An 18,594-nucleotide genomic window follows, 5' to 3' on the forward strand; every position below is an offset into this window, starting at 1 on the left:
CCCGTCCCGCGCGGACCGGTGTCTACACTCCCGTGACATGCTGCAGAATCCGCGCAGGGCCCGCCAGGTGGCCGCTCTCAGCCTGGTGTTCGGCGCCGTGCTGCTGACCGGCGCGGCCACCGGTGCCTGGGGCGATCCGGGCGGTCCGCCGCACCGCCCCTCCGCCGACACCGCCCCGGCGGCCGTCGGCGGCCTGCCGGCGGACCCGGCCGGCGCCGCCCTGTCCGAGCAGCAGGCCGAGCACCTGCTCGCGGCCGGCGGCGACCGCTGGGGCGCGTACTACAGCGCCCAGGAGTACGCGGAGTTCAGCCAGGGCCTGGACGGCCGGTACCCGGGCGTCGGCCTCTCGGTCGGCCGGGGTGAGGACGGCGTCACCGAGGTCGCCCAGGTCGCGCCGGACGGCCCGGCCGCCGCGGCCGGGATCGCCCCCGGCGACCGGCTGCTGCGGATCGGCCAGGACCAGGCGGACCGCCTGCCGGTGACCGAGGTGGTCGCTCGGCTGCGCGGCCAGGGCGACGAGCGGCGGGCCGGCTCCGAGGTCACCCTGGCCGTCCGGCGCGGCGGCGCCGAGGTGCGCGAACTGCGACTGCGGCGCGTGCTGCTGGACAGTCGGCAGGTCACCGCGGAGCAGCTGGGCAAGGGCGTGCTGCGGGTGACCGTACGCGGCTTCACCAGCGGCGTGGCCGACCAGGTGCGCGCCGCGCTGCGCGCCGTCCACGCCGGCGTGGTGCTCGATCTGCGCGGCAACTCCGGCGGGTTGGTGGACGAGGCGGCCGGCACCGCCGGGATCTTCCTGGACGGCGGAACGGTCGGCTCGTACCAGGAGCGCGGTGAGACCAGGGAGTTGACCGCCCCGCCCGGCGGCGACCAGCGCACCCCGCTGGTGGTGCTGGTGGACGGCGGCACGATGAGCGCCGCCGAACTGCTGGCCGGCGCCCTCCAGGACCGCAGCCGCGCCGTGGTGGTGGGTTCGCGGACCTTCGGCAAGGGCACCGTCCAGCAGCCCAGCCGGCTCGCCGACGGCGCCGTGCTGGAGCTGACCGTCGGCCGCTACCACACCCCGGCCGGCCGCACGCTGGACGGCACCGGCCTGACCCCCGACGTCCCGGCCGGTTCCGGCGAGGAGGCCGACGGGCTGGCCCTGCGGGTGCTGTCCGGGCTCGGCACCCTCGCCTAGCCCGGCCGCTAAAGCAGCTGCCCCATCCGGCGTCGAAGTGCGAGAATGGCCGCGCTATGGCAAAGGAAACCGGACAGAAGCTGATCGCGCAGAACAAGAAGGCGCGACACGAGTACACGATCCTCGACACCTACGAGTGCGGCCTCGTCCTCACCGGCACCGAGGTCAAGTCGCTGCGTGAGGGGAGGGCCAACCTGGTCGACGGCTACGCCTACATCCAGAACCACGAGGCGTGGATCGACAACGTCTTCATCCCCGAGTACACCCAGGGGACGTGGACCAACCACGCGGCCCGGCGCAAGCGCAAGCTGCTGCTGCACAGGATGGAGATCCAGAAGATCGAGACCAAGGTCCGCGACGCGGGTCACACCCTGGTCCCGCTCTCGCTGTACTTCAAGGACGGCCGGGTGAAGCTCGAACTGGCACTCGCGGTCGGCAAGAAGCTCTACGACAAGCGCCAGACGCTGCGGGAGAAGCAGGACACCCGCGAGACGGCCCGTGCGGTGGCGGCCGCCCGGCGGCGCCAGGGTTAATCCGCTGGACCCTCGCCCGTCGCCTCGCGTAGTATGGCGCAAGCAACACGGACGATCACCGTCCGAGCTGTTTCTCAAAAAAACATGGGGATGATCGGTTTCGACAGGGGATGTTGAAACAGGGGAAGCGAGCCGAGGAACGCGGCAATGATCTCGTAAACCACGTGTCGCAAAAAAATAATCGCCAACTCTAAGCGCGATTCCCAGCAGTTCGCTCTCGCTGCCTAATAAGCACCGATAGCGCTTGGGTGTCAGACCGGGGAGTTCCCGACCCGGACCCTGGCATAATCTAGGGAACTCAACCGTCCGCCCGGGCTGCGAGGGTGGATGGGAAATCAAACAGCAGCTGGGCCTGTTGGCGGCTTGTCCGTGTGACCGCCAGGGCCGAGAAAAGCACAGCGGACTGCGCTCGGAGAAGCCCTGAATTAACTCCACTGGACCCGGGTTCGATTCCCGGCATCTCCACCACCCCATGTTCATGCCGAAGGCCGTCCACCGCTCAGCGGAGGGCGGCCTTCGACTTTTGTCCGCTCCGGAGCAGCGCGGCCGGGGGGTCGCGGCGTAGGATCATCCGTCCGCTCGTTTTCCGGAGCCGGATTCCGCCGCTACCACCGAGGCCATGCAGAGCAACACGCCCACCACCCCCGCCACCGACCACGAGACCGTCCGCGCACGCGAGATCGCCGGTGAGCAGCAGCACCTCGACACCGTCTACCACCGGTTGGAGGAGAAGCTCGCCGAGGCCGAGTACATCCTGGAGGACGCCGCCAAGCGGGTCCAGGTCGGTACTCCCGGCGCGCTCGCCGAGCGGGACGCCCAGGTCTACCGGGCCGGCGCCCACCTCCAACGCCTGAACAACGAGTTCGAGGACTTCCTGTTCGGCCGGATCGACCTCCAACGGGCGGACGCCCCCGAGGAGCACGGCATCCCGTCGGATACCCCGCTCGACCGGGCCGACCCGGCCGTCGCCGAGACCCTGCACATCGGCCGCCTCGGCGTGCTGGACGCCGAGTACGGTCCGCTGGTGATCGACTGGCGCGCGCCCGCCGCCGCGCCGTTCTACCGCGCCACCCCGGTCGAGCCCGGCCGGGTGATCCGCCGCCGGGTGATCCGTTCCAAGGGCCGCAAGGTGATCGGCGTCGAGGACGACCTGCTGCGTCCCGACCTCACCCCGACCCTGGACGGCGAGGAGCTGGCCGTGGTCGGCGACGGCGCGCTGATGGCCTCGCTGGGCCGCGCCCGCAGCCACTCGATGCGCGACATCGTCTCCTCCATCCAGCGGGAGCAGGACGAGGTGATCCGCGCCGCGGCCGCGGGCGCCACCCTGGTCACCGGCGGCCCCGGCACCGGCAAGACCGCGGTCGCCCTGCACCGCGCCGCCTACCTGCTCTACCAGGACCGCCGCCGCTACGCCGGGGGCATCCTGGTGGTCTCGCCGACCCCGCTGCTGGTCTCCTACACCGAGGGCGTGCTGCCCTCGCTCGGCGAGGAGGGCCAGGTCGCCATCCGGGCCGTCGGCTCGCTGGTGGACGGCATCGAGGCGGGCACCTACGACACCCCCGAGGCGGCCAGGGTCAAGGGCTCGGCCCGGATGGTGCAGCTGCTGCGCCGGGCCGCCCGGGCGGCGCTGGAGCTGGGTGCCCCGGAGGAGCTGAAGGTGGTCGCCCGCGGCGAGGTGCTGAAGCTGGACGCCGGCCGGCTGAAGGCCGTGCGCGGCAACGTGGTGGGCTCCGGCGGCACCCCGCTGAACCTGCTGCGCCCGCGCGCCCGCCGGCTGCTGCTGGACGCCCTGTGGCAGCAGGCCACCAGGGACCTGCCGAAGCCCGCCGACCACTACGCCCGCGAGCAGCGCCAGGAGGAGAAGGAGTCCTTCGACGAGTACGTCTCGGACGAGGCCTCCTTCCTGGACTTCCTGGACGCCTGGTGGCCGGCCGTGACCCCGCGCCGGGTGCTCGGCACGCTGCGGCAGCACCGGCACACCAACCGGATCGCCCGCAGGGCCGTCACCCCGGACGAGGCCAGGCTGCTGGCCGCCTCCTGGCGCCACCTGTCGGCGGCGGGCGAGGGCGCGCTGTCCGCGCACGACGTCGCGCTGATCGACGAGCTCCAGGTGCTGCTCGGCGAGCCGGCCCGCCCGAAGTTCCGCGAGGTGGACGCGGTGGACCTGCTGAGCGGCCTGGAGGAGGTCACCACCTTCGCCGACCGCAGCGCCCGCCGGCGCGACAGCCTGCCGGTCGAGCGCAAGGAGTACGCGCACGTCATCGTGGACGAGGCGCAGGACCTCACCCCGATGCAGTGGCGGATGATCGGCCGGCGGGCCCGGATGGCCACCTGGACGATCGTCGGGGACCCGGCACAGTCCTCCTGGCCGTTCCCGCAGGAGGCCCAGGGCGCGCTGGACGAGGTGCTCGCCGGCAAGCCGCGCCGCCGCTTCACGCTCACCGTGAACTACCGCAACCCGGCCGAGATCGCCGAGGTGGCGGCCAAGGTGCTGGCGCTGGCCGCACCGGGCACCCCCTCGCCGAGCGCGGTGCGCCACGTCGGCGTGGAGCCGCGCTTCGCGGCCGTCGCCGACCCCTCGCCGGAGGCCTTCGGCGCGGCCGCCAGGGCCGAGCTGTCGCGGCTGCTGACCGAGGTGGACGGCACCGTGGCGATCGTGGTGCCGATGGACCGCAGGACCGAGGCGGCGGGCTGGGCCGAGGGCCTGGGCGAGCGCGTGGTGGTGCTGGGCAGTCTGGAGGCCAAGGGCCTGGAGTACGACGCGACCGTGGTGGCCGACCCGACCGGCATCGCCGGCGAGTCGGAGGCGGGCCTGCGGGTGCTGTACGTGGCGCTGACCCGCGCGACCCAGCGGCTGACCGTGCTCTCCGGCCCGGACGACCTGCCGGACGCGGCCGGCGTGCCCGCGCTGCTGCACGGCTGACGGACCGCAGCACGAAGGCCCCTCACCGGTTGGTGAGGGGCCTTCAGACGTTGATGACACCGACCCGCCATGCTCGCCTCGCGGCAAGTGGTCCCTCGAAGGGACGAAGGTTGGGCCCGGGGGCTTGGATCGAGCCGGTGTCCCGTCCAATGTAACGCATCGGCCGGAGGAGGCAAGGAGTGAGCGGCGGGAGCCCGGCGGCGTTCGGGTGGGATTGTCGGATCCGCACACTCAATGAACGTTATTTCTGGCTACCCCTCGGAAGGTGCGACGATCGAGTCCCAGCATGCGCAGGCGATGCCTTCAACAAGATGTTGAGCCTGCGGGACAGACGGAAGAAGGAAGCGTCGATGGCGACGGTGCCCAGTGTCTCCAACTCGATCACGGTACGGCTGGAGGTCCCGGCCAGGGGCAACGCCGTCAGTGCGATCACCACGGCCGTGGAGTCCTCCGGCGGATCGGTGACCGGTCTCGACGTCACCGCCTCCGGCCTGGAGGCGCTGCGGATCGACGTCACGGTGGCGGCCTCCTCGGTCGTGCACGGCGAGGAGATCGTCGAGAAGCTGCGCACGATCGACGGCGTGTCGATCGGCAAGGTCTCGGACCGCACCTTCCTGATGCACCTCGGCGGCAAGATCGAGATGTCCTCCAAGCTGCCGATCCGCAACCGTGACGACCTCAGCATGATCTACACCCCGGGCGTCGCCCGGGTCTGCATGGCGATCGCGGAGAACCCCGAGGACGCCCGCCGCCTGACCATCAAGCGCAACAGTGTGGCCGTCGTCACCGACGGCTCGGCGGTGCTGGGCCTGGGCAACATCGGCCCGGAGGCCGCGCTGCCGGTCATGGAGGGCAAGGCCGCCCTGTTCAAGCGCTTCGCCGGCATCGACGCCTGGCCGATCTGCCTGGACACCCAGGACTCCGACGAGATCGTCGCCATCGTCAAGGCGATCGCCCCCGGCTTCGCCGGGATCAACCTGGAGGACATCTCCGCGCCGCGCTGCTTCGAGATCGAGGCCCGGCTGCGCGAGGCCCTGGACATCCCGGTCTTCCACGACGACCAGCACGGTACCGCGATCGTGGTGCTGGCCGCCCTCACCAACGCGCTGAAGGTGGTCGGCAAGGAGATCGCCGACATCCGCGTGGTGATGTCGGGCGCCGGCGCGGCGGGCACCGCGATCCTCAAGCTGCTGATGGCCGCCGGCGTCGAGCACGCCACCGTGGCGGACGTCCACGGCGTGGTCCACCTGGGCCGCGGGGACCTCGACGACAGCCTGCGCTGGATCGCCGAGCACACCAACCGCTCGGGCCGCACCGGCAGCCTCAAGGAGGCCGTGGCGGGCGCCGACGTCTTCATCGGCGTCTCGGCCCCGAACGTCCTGGACGGCGACGACCTGGCCACCATGGCGCCGGACGCGGTCGTCTTCGCGCTGGCCAACCCGGACCCGGAGGTCGACCCGGCCATCGCCCGGCAGACCGCCGCCGTGGTCGCCACCGGCCGCAGCGACTTCCCGAACCAGATCAACAACGTGTTGGTCTTCCCGGGTGTCTTCCGCGGCCTGCTGGACGCCCAGAGCCGTACGGTCAACACCGAGATGATGATCGCCGCCGCCCGGGCGCTGGCCACCACCGTGGCCGACGACGAGCTGAACGCCAACTACATCATCCCGAGCGTGTTCCACAAGGACGTGGCCAAGACCGTCGCCGCCGCCGTGCGCGAGGCGGCCCTGGCCGGTGCCCAGGAGGCCCCCGTACCGGCCCGTCCGACCCCGGGCATCGTCGGCACCCTCGACACGGCCGCTTTCCCCGTCGTCAAGCTCTGACGGAGGCATCGGGCGACCCGTCACGGATCGCTCAAATGTGCGAATAGCGGTCATACCCGCCCAGTCCCGCCCCGAACCCTTGCGACACAAGGGCGAGGGGCGTGTTTGGGCTTGTCAGTCCTAGGGCGTACCGTAGCTCTGCACGGGGCAGGCGTGTCCGACAAGTACGGAACGTCCCCCTGGTCTTCCGGCGTGTCGTCCCGACCGCCGCCCGCGCCCGGTCCGCCGGAGCCGACGGAGCGTCACACCTCCAACGGGCGGGCGATGTTGGGGTGGCTCGGCCGGGGCCCGATTGGCTTTCTCGGGGCCGGTCGGGGCAGGATTCGTATCCAGGCAGGCGGGCGGGCCTTCGACGGCTCCGGCGCACGGCACCGGGTGCGGATCCGGCCCGTGACCACGCATTGCCTGCATGAGCACAGTGTGCGGACCTGCGGCCCATCCGGGTGCCCCCCGGTGGGAGCACCGATGGGCCCCCGCACACCGCAAGCGAACAGACCACAGGAGTACACATGAACCGCAGTGAGCTGGTGGCCGCGCTGTCCGAGCGCGCCGAGGTGACCCGCAAGGACGCCGACGCCGTTCTGGCCGCCTTCGCCGAGATCGTCGGCGAGGTCGTCGCCAAGGGCGACGAGAAGGTCACCATCCCCGGTTTCCTGACCTTCGAGCGCACCCACCGCGCTGCCCGCACCGCCCGCAACCCGCAGACCGGCGAGCCGATCCAGATCGCCGCGGGCTACAGCGCCAAGGTGAGCGCCGGCTCCAAGCTGAAGGAAGCCGCCAAGGGCGCTGCCTGAGCCACCCCTTGAACGCCCGAGAGGCCGGGCTCCCCGCTGGGGAGCCCGGCCTCTCGCCGTTCCGGTGACCCGGCCCGTCAGGCGTCGACCAGCTGCTCGCTGGGCAGCTCGACGTGGGCGCCGAGGTCGCGCAGCTTGTCCATGAAGTTCTCGTAGCCGCGGTTGATCAGGTCGATGCCGTGCACGGTCGAGGTGCCCTCGGCCGCCAGCGCCGCGATCAGGTACGAGAAGCCGCCGCGCAGGTCCGGGATGACCAGCTCGGAGCCGATCAGCTTGGACGGGCCCGAGACGACCGCGGAGTGCAGGAAGTTGCGGGCGCCGAAGCGGCACGGGGTGGCGCCCAGGCACTCGCGGTACAGCTGGATGTGCGCGCCCATCTGGTTCAGCGCGCCGGTGAAGCCCAGCCGCGACTCGTACACCGTCTCGTGGACGATGGACAGGCCGGTGGCCTGGGTCAGGGCGACCACCAGCGGCTGCTGCCAGTCGGTCTGGAAGCCCGGGTGCACGTCGGTCTCCAGGGCGATCGCCTTGAGCTCGCCGCCCGGGTGCCAGAAGCGGATGCCCTCGTCGTCCACCTCGAAGGCGCCGCCGACCTTCCTGAAGGTGTTGAGGAAGGTCATCATCTCCAGCTGGCGGGCGCCGCGGACGTAGATGTCGCCCTTGGTGGCGAGCGCCGCGCAGGCCCAGGAGGCGGTCTCCAGGCGGTCCGGCAGCGCGCGGTGGTTGTAGCCGTTCAGCTCGTCCACACCGGTGATCAGGATGGTCCGGTCGGTGCCCAGCGTGATGATCGCGCCCATCTTCTGCAGCACGCAGATCAGGTCGACGATCTCCGGCTCGATGGCCGCGTTGCGCAGCTCCGTCACGCCCTCGGCCAGGACGGCCGTGAGCAGCACCTGCTCGGTCGCGCCGACCGAGGGGTAGGGCAGCTCGATCTTGGTGCCGCGCAGGCGCTGCGCGGCGACCAGGTAGGTGCCCTGCGGGTGCTTCTCGATGCTGGCGCCGAACTGGCGCAGCACCTCGAAGTGGAAGTCGACCGGGCGGCCGCCGATGTCGCAGCCGCCCAGGCCGGGGATGAAGGCGTGGCCGAGGCGGTGCAGCAGCGGGCCGCAGAACAGGATCGGGATCCGCGAGGAGCCGGCGTGCGCGTCGATGTCGGCCACGTTGGCGCTCTCGACGTGCGAGGGGTCGAGGATCAGCTCGCCCTCCTCGTCACCGGTGCGCACGGTCACGCCGTGCAGCTGAAGCAGGCCGCGGACCACCTTGACGTCACGGATGTCCGGGACGTTGCGCAGTCTGCTGGGGCCCTGGCCGAGGAGGGCGGCGACCATGGCCTTGGGGACCAGGTTCTTCGCTCCGCGGACGCGGATCTCGCCTTCGAGGGGGTTTCCGCCGTGGACCAGCAGGACGTCGTCGGTCATCGTTCTCGCAATCCGGGGTGCCAGAGGAGTCGGGGGGAGGGCTCCGGGAGAGAGCCGGTGGTGGACCGGTCGTACGGGCGCGTTCGGGCCCCCGGCGAAACCGAGTCGGCACCGTAGAGAGGCGTCCACCAGACGTAGATGGTAGTAGGCGCGCCGTTGGTTCCCGTGAGCCTCTCCCGTGATGGTGCTCTCTCCGGGCCTGTCGGCGCCCGCCGGTGCGGCCGTACGGGTGTTCGTCCGGCGTGGCGGGTTTCCGGGCGTTGCGGTGTCCGAGCGGTGCCGTTCTGCGGGATCATGTGGGCATGACGGCGGCCCATTCGCACGGAGGCCGGTCCCACACCGGCCGTCTGATCGTCGCGACGCCCATGCTCACCGACCCGAACTTCGCGCGGGCGGTGGTGCTGCTCCTCGACCACGACGCCGAGGGGGCGCTCGGCGTGGTCCTCAACCGGCCGACGCCGGTCGAGGTGGGCAGTGTGCTGGACGGCTGGAACAGACTCGTCGGCCGGCCGGCCGTGGTGTTCCAGGGCGGCCCGGTGGCGCTGGACTCGGCGCTCGGCCTCGCCGTGGCGCCGGGGGAGCCGGGCACCGCCGAGCCGCTCGGCTGGCGCCGGGTGCACGGCGCGATCGGCCTGGTGGACCTGGAGGCGCCGCCCGAGGTGATGGCCGGCGAGCTGGGCAGCCTGCGGATCTTCGCCGGGTACGCGGGCTGGTCGCCCGGGCAGCTGGAGACGGAGCTGGAGAGCGGCGCCTGGTACCTGGTGGACTGCGAGCCGGGGGACGTCTCCAGCCCCGAGCCGGAGCGGTTGTGGCGCTCGGTGCTGCGCCGCCAGCGCGGCCCGCTGGCCCTGCTGGCGACCTATCCGGAGGACCCGACGATGAACTGAGCCGGGGCCCGGCGGCGCGATACTGGCCGGGTTTCCGGAGGCGCCCATAGACTTGGCACCCATGAGCACTCTTGAGCCCGAGCGCGGCCTCGGCACCGGCACCCTGGTCGAGCCCGTCCCCCAGGTGTCCCACGGGGACGGCGACCACGAGCGCTTCGCGCACTACGTCCAGAAGGACAAGATCATGGAGAGCGCGCTCTCCGGGTCCCCCGTGGTGGCGCTCTGCGGCAAGGTGTGGGTGCCGGGACGCGACCCGAAGAAGTACCCGGTCTGCCCGATGTGCAAGGAGATCTACGACGGCATCGGCAAGCCGAAGGACGGCGACGGGGAGAACAAGTAGTCCGAGGGGCTCCGCGGCGTCACGCACAACGCCGTTTTGCATAGCACTGCTTTTCGATGGTGGTCTATGCCGATCGTTCGGGGCGTGGGCAGGATGTCGGAATGGACCTCATTCCCGCACCCTCCAGTGCCGTCCGGCGCCCGGACGAGGACTTCCCGCTCGACGCCGCCACCACGCTGACCGCCTCCCCCGCGCTGGCCGACGCCGAGCGCTGGCTGCGGGCCACCCTGTCCGCCGCCACCGGGCTGCCGCTCGGCCCGGGCCGTCCGGGTGAGGGAATCGAGCTGGTCCAGGACGACGCGCTGGCCGCCGAGGCGTATCGGCTCACGGTGCGCCCCGGCCACGTCCTGCTCGCCGCGGGCGGCCCGGCCGGTGCGGTGTGGGGCGCGCAGACCCTGCGGCAGCTGCTCGGACCAGACGCCTACCGCCGCTCGCCGCTGCGCCGCGAGGGCTGGGTGCTGCCCGGCGCCGACATCGAGGACGCCCCCCGGTTCGGCTGGCGCGGGGTGCTGCTCGACGTCGCCCGGCACTTCCTGCCGAAGTCGGACGTGCTGCGCTTCGTCGACCTGCTGGCCGCGCACAAGCTCAACGTGCTGCACCTGCACCTGACCGACGACCAGGGCTGGCGGCTGGAGATCAGGCGCTATCCGAGGCTGACCGAGCGCGGGGCCTGGCGGGAGCGCTCGATGGTCGGTTACCGGGCCGCCCAGCGCCGTGACGACCGCCCGCACGGCGGCTACTACACCCAGGACGACCTGCGCGAGATCGTCGCCTACGCGGCCGCGCGCGGGATCACCGTCGTCCCGGAGATCGACCTGCCGGGCCACACCCAGGCCGCCGTCGCCGCCTACCCCGAGCTGGGCAACTCCGACGTGGTGGACACCGCCGCGCTCGGGGTCTGGACCGACTGGGGGGTGAGCCACAACGTGCTCAACGCCTCCGAGGCGACCCTGCGCTTCTTCGAGGGCGTGCTGGAGGAGGTCCTGGAGCTGTTCCCGTCCGAGTTCATCCACCTCGGCGGCGACGAGTGCCCCAAGGAGCAGTGGAAGGACAGCGCGGCCGCCCAGGAGCGGATCCGCGAGCTGGGCCTGGCCAACGAGGACGAACTGCAGAGCCACCTCATCCGGCACTTCGACCGCTGGCTGGCCGAGCGCGGCCGCCGGCTGATCGGCTGGGACGAGATCCTGGAGGGCGGGCTCGCCCCGGGCGCCGCCGTCGCCTCCTGGCGCGGCTTCGGCGGCGGGGTCGCCGCCGCGAAGGCCGGGCACGACGTGGTGATGTGCCCCGAGCAGCACGTCTACTTCGACCACCGGCAGGCGGACGGGCCGGACGAGCCGATCCCGATCGGTTTCGTGCGCACCCTGGAGGACGTCTACCGGTTCGAGCCGGTCCCCGGGCAGCTGGACGAGTCCGCCGCCCGGCACGTGATCGGCACCCAGGCCAACCTGTGGAGCGAGTTCACGGACAGCGCCAGGGACATCGACTACCGGGCCTTCCCCCGGCTGGTGGCCTTCGCCGAGGTCGCCTGGTCCGAGCTGCCCGCCGAGCCTGCCGCGCGCGACTTCGCCGGGTTCGAGCAGCGGCTGACGACGCACCTGAAGGCGCTGGACGCGCTCGGCGTCGAGTACCGCCCGGCCGACGGGCCGCACCCCTGGCAGCGCCGGCCCGGGGTGGTCGGCCGCCCGCTGGAGGGTCCGCCGCCGGTCCGTTAGTCCTACTCACCGGGAACTTCTGAGCGGTCATCCGACGTCAAGAAGAGATGAACATCTGCCCTGGCCCGGACCGGGTCGGGGCAGATACCGCCCGGTATCAGTCCCAATCGGGCAGCCCCGTTCACCGGCCCCGAAGTGATCATCGAGCATTGTGTGCCAGAGTTGCCCAACCCGGCCCGATCGCCCGTACCCTACGGGCCAGGCCGGGCTGCTGACGCGGGACGGCACGGCCGTAGGCCGGCGGGCGGCAGGCGATCGATGAGCAAGTGGAGCACGGTGGGACCCAGGTGAACCGGACGATCATGCTGCCGGCCTCCCTCGATGAGGCCGTCGACGCGCTGGCCGCCGCCCCGGCCGCGGTACCGGTGGCCGGAGCCACCGACCTGATGGAGGCCGTCAACGCCGGCCGGCTGCGGCCCGCCGCCCTGGTCGGCCTCGGCCGGATCACCGAACTGCGCGGGTGGCGCTACGAGGACGGCGGCACCGCCGTCCTCGGCGCCGGACTCACCCACGCCCGGATGGACCGCCCCGACTTCGCGGCGCTCATCCCCGCGCTCGCCGACGCCGCCCGCACCGCGGGGCCGCCGCAGGTCCGCAACGTCGGCACCCTCGGCGGGAACATCGTCACCGCGGCCCCGGCCGGCGACACCCTCCCGGTGCTCACCGCGCTGGAGGCCAGCGTCACCCTGACCAGAGCGGGCGGCAGCCGCGAGGTGCCGGTCAGTCACCTGCTCACCGGACTCGACCCGGTGCGCCCCGGCGAACTGCTCACCTGGGTGCGGGTCCCGCTGCTGCACGCCCCGCAGGTCTTCCTCAAGGCCACCGGCCGCAGCGGCCCGGCCCGCGCCACCGCCTCCGTCGCCCTCGTCCTCGACCCGGCCCGGCGCTCGGTGCGCTGCGCCGTCGGAGCCGTCGCCCCGGTGCCGCTGCGCCCGCTGGAGGCCGAGGCCTGGGTGGCCGGCTGCATCGACTGGGACGGCAGCCGGGAGATCGACCCGGCCGCGACCGTGGCCTTCGGCGAGTACGCGGCCGCCGCCTGCGTCCCCGACAACTACGGCGCCGAGGGCGCCTGGGAGGCCGTGACCGAGGGGCCGACCGCGGCCGCCGTTCGGTTGCGGCGTACCGTATCGGTGCTGGCCCGACGGGCACTGGGAAGGGCGCTGAAGTGAGCACAGACCCCATCGAGACCCTCGACGCCGACCCGCTCGGCCTCTCCCCGCAGGTCAGCCGCGAGCTGCGCCCGTGCGCCTCGTACACGCTGCGGGTCAACGGTTTCGAACGGCCCGTCACCGACGCCTGGATCGGCGAGAGCCTGCTCTACGTGCTGCGCGAGCGGCTCGGCCTGGCCGGTGCCAAGGACGGCTGCGAGCAGGGCGAGTGCGGGGCCTGTTCGGTGCAGGTGGACGGCCAGCTGGTGGCCGGCTGCCTGGTGCCCGCCGCGCTGGCCGCGGACAGCGAGATCAGCACCGTCGAGGGCCTGTCGGCCGCCGGCGGCGCGAGCGGGGTCCAGCAGGCACTGGCCGCCTCCGGCGCCGTGCAGTGCGGCTACTGCACCCCCGGCATGGCGATGGCCGTGCACGACCTGCTCCAGCGCAACCACCGGCCCACCGAGGTCGAGGCCCGCCAGGCGCTCTGCGGCAACCTCTGCCGCTGCACCGGCTACCGGGGCGTGCTGGCCGCCGTCCAGACCGTCGCGGACGCCCGCGCGCTGGAGGCGGAGGAGGCCGCCGAGGCGGCCGAGGCGTCCGCCGAAACGGCCGCCGAAACGGCCGCCGAAGGGCCGGCGGACGGGCCCGCCGAGCCGGACCAGCCCGTCGAGCCGCCGGTCTACACCGACGCCGAGGCCTGGATCGAGCACGTCCCGCAGCAGTCCGCCGGGCCCCACCCGGACGCGCACGCCACCGGCCCCCGGCACGTCGGACAGCACCACGCCGGAGCGCAGGGCGTCGAGCAGGCCCCGGCCGCGCCGCCGTACGGCGACCCCCAGGGCGGCTACGACACCGGCGTGTACGACACCACCGTGCTGGCCCCGATCCGGGACGCCATCCCCGCCCAGGCCGCCGACGACCAGGTGTACTACCCGCCGCAGGGCTACCCCGAACAGCCGTACCAGGCCACCCCCGCGCACGGCACCTACCTGCCCTACCCGGACGGCCACCAGCAGCAGAACGGCTACGACACCGGGTACGACGCCCCGGTCTACGAGCCCACCCCCGCGCACGGCACCCCGCTGCCCGGCACCGCCCACGACGGCACGCCGCCGCACGGCACCCCGTACGCCGTCCCGCACCCGCACGGTGCCCCGGCCGAGGGCGGCGCCCCGGCCGGCGTCCCGTACGGGGCCACCCCCGCCCACGGCATCCGGCTCCCCGAGGACGACCACGCATCATGACGTCGCCTACCGACATCGGCGCAGCACTCCAGCAGGACGGCGGCGAGGGCGGCACGCCGGAGCCGACCGGCCTGGGCAGCTCCCCGCTGCGCAGCGACGCGCTGCCCAAGGCGCTCGGCATCTACCCGTACGCCGCCGACCTGTGGGCCGAGGGGCTGCTGTGGGGCGCGGTGCTGCGCTCGCCGCACCCGCACGCGCGGATCCGCGGCATCGACACCTCGGCCGCGCTGGCGCTGCCCGGCGTGCACGCCGTGGTCACCGCGGCCGACCTGCCGCCGGGCCCTGACGGTGCCCCCGACGGCGCCCCGGCCGGGCCGATCGTCGCCGACCGGCCGGTGCTGGCCGCGGGCGTGGTGCGCCACCACGGCGAACCGGTCGCCGCGGTGGCCGCCGACCACCCGGACACCGCCCGGCTGGCGGTCGGTCTGATCGCGGTCGACTACGAGCCGATGGAGGCCGTCACCGACCCCGAGCAGGCCTTCACCGCGCCGCCGCTGCACCCGGACGGCAACCTGTTCCGCCACCTGCCGCTGCGCACCGGGGACCCGGACGCGGTCGGCGAGGTCGTCGTCGAGGGCCTGTACCAGGTCGGCCGGCAGGACCCGGCCCCGCTCGGCGCCGAGGCCGGGCTGGCCGTGCCGCGCCCGGACGGCGGGGTGGAGCTGCACCTGTCCTCCACCGACCCGCACGGCGACCGCGACCGCACCGCCGCCTGCCTGGGCCTGGAGCCGGACCGGGTCCGGCTGGTGGTCACCGGCGTGCCCGGCGCCACCAGCGACCGCGAGGACCTCTCCTTCCAGGTCACCCTGGCGCTGCTGGCGCTGCGCACCGGCCGCCCGGTGAAGATGACGCTCACCCGCGAGGAGTCCTTCCACACCCACGCCTCGCGCCACCCCGCGCTGCTGCGCTACCGCCACCACGCCGACGCCGAGGGCACGCTGGTGAAGGTCGAGGCGCAGATCCTGCTGGACGGCGGTGCCTACGCGGACGTCTCCGCCGAGGCGCTGGCCGCCGCGACGGCCTTCTCGGCCGGTCCGTACGTCTGCCCGAACGTCTTCGTGGACGCCTGGGCGGTGCGCACCAACAACCCGCCGGCCGGGCGGATGCGCGGGGAGGGCGCCCTCCAGGTCTGCTTCGCGTACGAGTCGCAGCTGGACCAGCTGGCCGCCAGGATCGGCGTGGACCCGGTGGAGATCCGCCGCCGCAACGCGATGTCCACCGGCGACCCGCTGCCCACCGGACAGGCCGTCACCTGCCCGGCGCCGGTGCGCGCCCTGCTGGACGCGGTCGCGGACGAGCCGCTGCCGGCCCTGCCGGTGGACGACCCGGACGCCGAGTGGCTGCTGCCCGGCGGTCCCGGCGGCGCGGGCGACCCGGCGGCGGTGCGGCGCGGCATCGGCTACGCCGTCGGCATGGTGCACATGCTGGGCGCCGAGGGCGAGGACGAGGTCTCCACCGCGACCGTGCGGGTCAGCGGCGACCACGCCACGGTGATCTGCGCGGCGGTCGACGCCGGGCAGGGCTTCGCGACGCTGGCCCGGCAGATCGTGCAGACCGTGCTGGGCGTCAGCGAGGTCTACATCGCGCCGGCCGACAGCGACCAGTCGATCGCCGGGCCCGCCGCCCGCGGCCGACACACCTGGGTCTCCGGCGGCGCCGTCGAGCGGGCCGCGCTGATGGTCCGCCACCAGCTGCTCCAGCCGATCGCGGCGAACTTCGGGATGTCGGCGGAGCTGCTCCAGATCGCCGACGGCAAGATCACCTCGTACGACGGGGTGCTCGGCATGCCGGTCGCCGAGGCGCTGGAGGGCAAGGAGCTGTGGGCCACCGCGCAGTGCCGCCCGCACCCCACCGAGCCGCTGGACGAGGCCGGGCACGGTGACGCCTTCGTCTCCATCTCGTTCTGCGCGATGCGCGCGGTGGTGGACGTGGACATCGAGCTGGGCGCCGTTCGGGTGGTCGAGATGACGGTCGCCCAGGACGTCGGCCGGGCGCTGAACCCGCGCCAGATCGAGGACCGGATCGAGGCGGGCGTGGCCCAGGGCGTGGGCCTGGCGCTGCTGGAGGACCTGCGCACGGAGGGCGGGGTGCTCCAGAACCCCTCGCTCACCGGCTACCGGCTGCCCACCGCGCTGGACACCCCCGAGGTGCGGATCGCCACGCTGCTGGAGGAGCGCGACGTGGTGGCCCCCTTCGGAGCCAAGGCGGTCGGCGCCGTCCCCGCGGTGGTCGCCCCGGCGGCCGTCGCCGCGGCCGTGCGCGCCGCCACCGGCCTGCCGGTGGGCCGGCTGCCGATCCGGGCGGAGGACGCCGTCACGGCCTGACCGGAAACCCGGGAAAACGACGGAAAGGGAATTGCCGGCCGACTCGGAGAAGTCGGCCGGCAATTCCCTTTTCCGGCGAGGCCATGGCGGGAATCGAACCCGCGTGTACCGCTTTGCAGACGGTTCCCTAAGCCACTCGGGCACACGGCCAGTGAATTCATAGTGGCCGATCCGGGGGAGAGGGGTCAATGTCCTTGTGTAAATTCTGTATGGCGACATGTGCTACGGTCGGAGACCGGTGGCGGCATTTCCGCCATCCCGGACGAGCGCGTCGTACCCGGTGACGACAAGACGGCGCAGTTCAGCGGCATTCCGGCCGCTGTGGACTGCGGAGGTACGACCGTCATGGCCTGGCTCGTTCTGATCGTCTCGGGTCTTCTGGAGACCGTGTGGGCGGTCGCCCTGGAATCGTCCAAGGGCTTCACCCGCCTCGTTCCCAGCCTCATCTTCGGCGTCGCGCTGCTGTTCAGCATGGGCGGTCTGGCGTACGCGATGCGCACCATTCCGATCGGCACCGGTTACGCCGTCTGGGTCGGCATCGGCGCGGTCGGCACCGCGGTCTACGGCATGGCGGCCCTGGGGGACCAGGCGACCACGGCCAGGATCGCCTGCCTGCTGCTGATCGTCTCCGGCGTGGTGGGCCTCAAGGTGCTGCACTGAGACCCGGGGCGCCGCACCCGGCCTGAGGGCGCCGCATCCGCCCTGAGGGCGCCGCGGCGACCGGCCTCCGGGCCCGCGTCCCGGGTCCGGGGGCCTGGGTCCGAGGACCGAGTCGATCACCGACCGGGGTCAGGGGTCATCGGGGCGGACGGCTCTTACCATGTCCCGTATGACCACTGCTTCCCCCACCTCGGTCGACCCCGTACCGATACCCCCCGACGACGACCCCGGTGGCGGGGTGCTCGGCGCCCGCTACCGGGCGCTGACACTGGGGATCGTCTCGGTGGTCCTGGTGATCGCCTTCGAGGCGACCGCCGTCAACACCGCGATGCCCACCGCGGCCCGCGAACTGGACGGTCTGGGGCTGTACGCCTTCGCCTTCTCCGGTTACTTCACCACCACGCTGTTCGCCCTGGTCGTCTCCGGCCAGTGGTGCGACCGGAGCGGGCCGCTGCGGCCGCTGTTCACCGGCATCGCGGTGTTCGGCGTGGGTCTGGTGGTGGCCGGCACGGCGCCCGGCATGTGGGTGTTCGTGGCCGGGCGGGCGATCCAGGGCCTGGGCGGCGGGCTGGTGATCGTCGCGCTGTACGTGGTGGTCGGCCGGGCCTACCCGGACCGGCTGCGGCCGGCGGTGTTCGCGGCCTTCTCCTCGGCCTGGGTGCTGCCCTCGATCCTGGGCCCGCTGGTCTCCGGGGCCGTCACCCAGCACCTGGGCTGGCGCTGGGTCTTCCTGGCCGTGCCGGCGCTGATCCTGCTGCCGCTGGCGGTGATGGGCCCGGCGCTGGCCCGCTCCGAGCGGGAGCACCCGGCGGTCAGGGGCGCGGCCTTCGACCGCCGCCGCACCCTGCTGGCCGCGATGGCGGCGGTCGGCGCGGGCCTGTTGCAGTACGCCGGCCAGCGGCGCGACCTGGTCGGGCTGCTCCCCGGGATCGCCGGGGCGGCACTGCTGGTGCCGGCCGTCCTGGGGCTGCTGCCGCGGGGGACCCTGCGGGCCGGCCGGGGCCTGCCGACGGTGATCCTGCTGCGCGGGCTGGCGGCCGGGGCGTTCCTCGGGGCCGAGGCCTTCGTCCCGCTGATGATGACCACCCAGCGGGACCTCTCGCCGACGCTGTCCGGGCTGACCCTGACCAGCGGCGGGCTCACCTGGGCGCTGGGCTCCTGGCTCCAGGGGCGGCCGGGGGCTGAGCGCTACCGCGAGGCGATGATCCGGGGCGGCTTCGTGCTGACCGCGGTGGCGATCGCGGGCGCCGCGCTGGTGCTGGTCCCCGCGGTGCCGGCCTGGGCCGCGGCGGTGGCCTGGGGCGTCGGCGGCATCGGGATGGGGATGGCGATCGCGACCGTCAGCGTGCTGATGATGAAGCTCTCCGCGCCGGAGGACGCCGGGGCCAACTCGGCCGCCCTCCAGATGAGCGACGCGCTGGGCAACGTGCTGCTGACGGGCCTGGCCGGGGTGATGTTCGCGGCGCTGGGCGGCGGCACGCTCGCCGCCGCCCACGAGGGCGGCGAGGCGGCCGGCTCGCCCGGCGCCTTCGCGGTGATCCTGCTGTCGATGGCCGCGGTGGCGCTGATCGGCGCGCTGCTCTCCGGCCGGGTGCGGACGAAGGCCTGACG

At 73.2% G+C, this 18,594-nt stretch carries 13 protein-coding genes, 1 tRNA gene, 1 other RNA gene, 1 pseudogene and 1 riboswitch; of the genes and pseudogenes, 14 read left to right on the forward strand and 2 right to left on the reverse strand.

Going from position 1 to position 18,594, the window contains the following annotated elements; all coding sequences use genetic code 11:
- The first annotated feature begins 37 nt into the window (after nt 1-37).
- From ACZ7C5_RS25260 to ACZ7C5_RS25285, 6 genes are all read left to right on the forward strand, one after another.
- Nucleotides 38-1,177 (forward strand): S41 family peptidase, encoded by a 1,140-nt coding sequence (locus tag ACZ7C5_RS25260; RefSeq protein ID WP_470323509.1) that lies wholly within the window; start codon nt 38-40, stop codon nt 1,175-1,177.
- A gap of 56 nt (nt 1,178-1,233) precedes the next feature.
- Entirely contained in the window at nt 1,234-1,710 is a 477-nt protein-coding gene (smpB, locus tag ACZ7C5_RS25265) for an SsrA-binding protein SmpB (RefSeq protein ID WP_188298095.1), read from the forward strand.
- A gap of 86 nt (nt 1,711-1,796) precedes the next feature.
- Nucleotides 1,797-2,178, forward strand: a transfer-messenger RNA (tmRNA) gene (ssrA, locus tag ACZ7C5_RS25270).
- A gap of 151 nt (nt 2,179-2,329) precedes the next feature.
- Complete coding sequence (locus ACZ7C5_RS25275) at nt 2,330-4,633, forward strand: HelD family protein (protein WP_470323510.1); 2,304 nt, start codon at nt 2,330-2,332, stop codon at nt 4,631-4,633.
- Nucleotides 4,634-4,983: 350 nt separating this feature from the next.
- On the forward strand, nt 4,984-6,456 hold the full coding sequence (locus tag ACZ7C5_RS25280; protein ID WP_401090786.1) for an NAD-dependent malic enzyme: 1,473 nt from the start codon (nt 4,984-4,986) through the stop codon (nt 6,454-6,456).
- Nucleotides 6,457-6,965: 509 nt separating this feature from the next.
- Nucleotides 6,966-7,250, forward strand: coding sequence for an HU family DNA-binding protein (locus tag ACZ7C5_RS25285; RefSeq protein ID WP_030242980.1), 285 nt, complete (start codon nt 6,966-6,968; stop codon nt 7,248-7,250).
- A gap of 77 nt (nt 7,251-7,327) precedes the next feature.
- Here ACZ7C5_RS25285 and murA read toward each other — a convergent pair whose 3' ends face one another.
- The gene (murA, locus tag ACZ7C5_RS25290) at nt 7,328-8,668 is read right to left on the reverse strand and encodes a UDP-N-acetylglucosamine 1-carboxyvinyltransferase (RefSeq protein ID WP_188298098.1); all 1,341 of its coding nucleotides are present in this window, start codon (nt 8,666-8,668) and stop codon (nt 7,328-7,330) included.
- A gap of 302 nt (nt 8,669-8,970) precedes the next feature.
- Between murA and ACZ7C5_RS25295 the strand changes: the two genes are divergently transcribed.
- The 6 genes and pseudogenes from ACZ7C5_RS25295 to ACZ7C5_RS25320 all read left to right on the forward strand — a co-directional run bounded on the left by ACZ7C5_RS25295 (nt 8,971) and on the right by ACZ7C5_RS25320 (nt 16,323).
- Nucleotides 8,971-9,555 carry a YqgE/AlgH family protein gene (locus ACZ7C5_RS25295; RefSeq protein ID WP_188298099.1) on the forward strand — a complete coding sequence of 195 codons (585 nt, stop codon included), beginning with the start codon at nt 8,971-8,973 and terminating at the stop codon, nt 9,553-9,555.
- A gap of 61 nt (nt 9,556-9,616) precedes the next feature.
- The gene (locus ACZ7C5_RS25300; protein ID WP_188298100.1) at nt 9,617-9,895 is read left to right on the forward strand and encodes a DUF3039 domain-containing protein; all 279 of its coding nucleotides are present in this window, start codon (nt 9,617-9,619) and stop codon (nt 9,893-9,895) included.
- Between the two features lie 101 nt (nt 9,896-9,996).
- On the forward strand, nt 9,997-11,607 hold the full coding sequence (locus tag ACZ7C5_RS25305; RefSeq protein WP_401090789.1) for a beta-N-acetylhexosaminidase: 1,611 nt from the start codon (nt 9,997-9,999) through the stop codon (nt 11,605-11,607).
- 302 nt (nt 11,608-11,909) lie between these two features.
- Nucleotides 11,910-12,776 carry an FAD binding domain-containing protein gene (locus ACZ7C5_RS25310; RefSeq protein WP_223244628.1) on the forward strand — a complete coding sequence of 289 codons (867 nt, stop codon included), beginning with the start codon at nt 11,910-11,912 and terminating at the stop codon, nt 12,774-12,776.
- A 71-nt stretch (nt 12,777-12,847) separates the two neighbouring features.
- Nucleotides 12,848-13,402: pseudogene (locus tag ACZ7C5_RS25315) on the forward strand ((2Fe-2S)-binding protein); the annotation flags it as partial.
- A gap of 593 nt (nt 13,403-13,995) precedes the next feature.
- Nucleotides 13,996-16,323 (forward strand): xanthine dehydrogenase family protein molybdopterin-binding subunit, encoded by a 2,328-nt coding sequence (locus ACZ7C5_RS25320; RefSeq protein WP_470323511.1) that lies wholly within the window; start codon nt 13,996-13,998, stop codon nt 16,321-16,323.
- Nucleotides 16,324-16,401: 78 nt separating this feature from the next.
- Here ACZ7C5_RS25320 and ACZ7C5_RS25325 read toward each other — a convergent pair.
- Nucleotides 16,402-16,473 (reverse strand) — tRNA-Cys (locus ACZ7C5_RS25325).
- 85 nt (nt 16,474-16,558) lie between these two features.
- Nucleotides 16,559-16,624: riboswitch (guanidine-III (ykkC-III) riboswitch) on the forward strand.
- Nucleotides 16,625-16,668: 44 nt separating this feature from the next.
- Here ACZ7C5_RS25325 and ACZ7C5_RS25330 point away from each other — a divergent pair.
- Together ACZ7C5_RS25330 and ACZ7C5_RS25335 are read left to right on the forward strand one after the other, a co-directional pair.
- Nucleotides 16,669-16,983: a DMT family transporter gene (locus ACZ7C5_RS25330; protein ID WP_470323512.1), complete on the forward strand. Its 315-nt coding sequence runs from the start codon at nt 16,669-16,671 to the stop codon at nt 16,981-16,983.
- 169 nt (nt 16,984-17,152) lie between these two features.
- The gene (locus ACZ7C5_RS25335; protein WP_401090795.1) at nt 17,153-18,592 is read left to right on the forward strand and encodes an MFS transporter; all 1,440 of its coding nucleotides are present in this window, start codon (nt 17,153-17,155) and stop codon (nt 18,590-18,592) included.
- Nucleotides 18,593-18,594: the final 2 nt, after the last annotated feature.

Source organism: Kitasatospora sp. NPDC036993 (assembly GCF_055607525.1).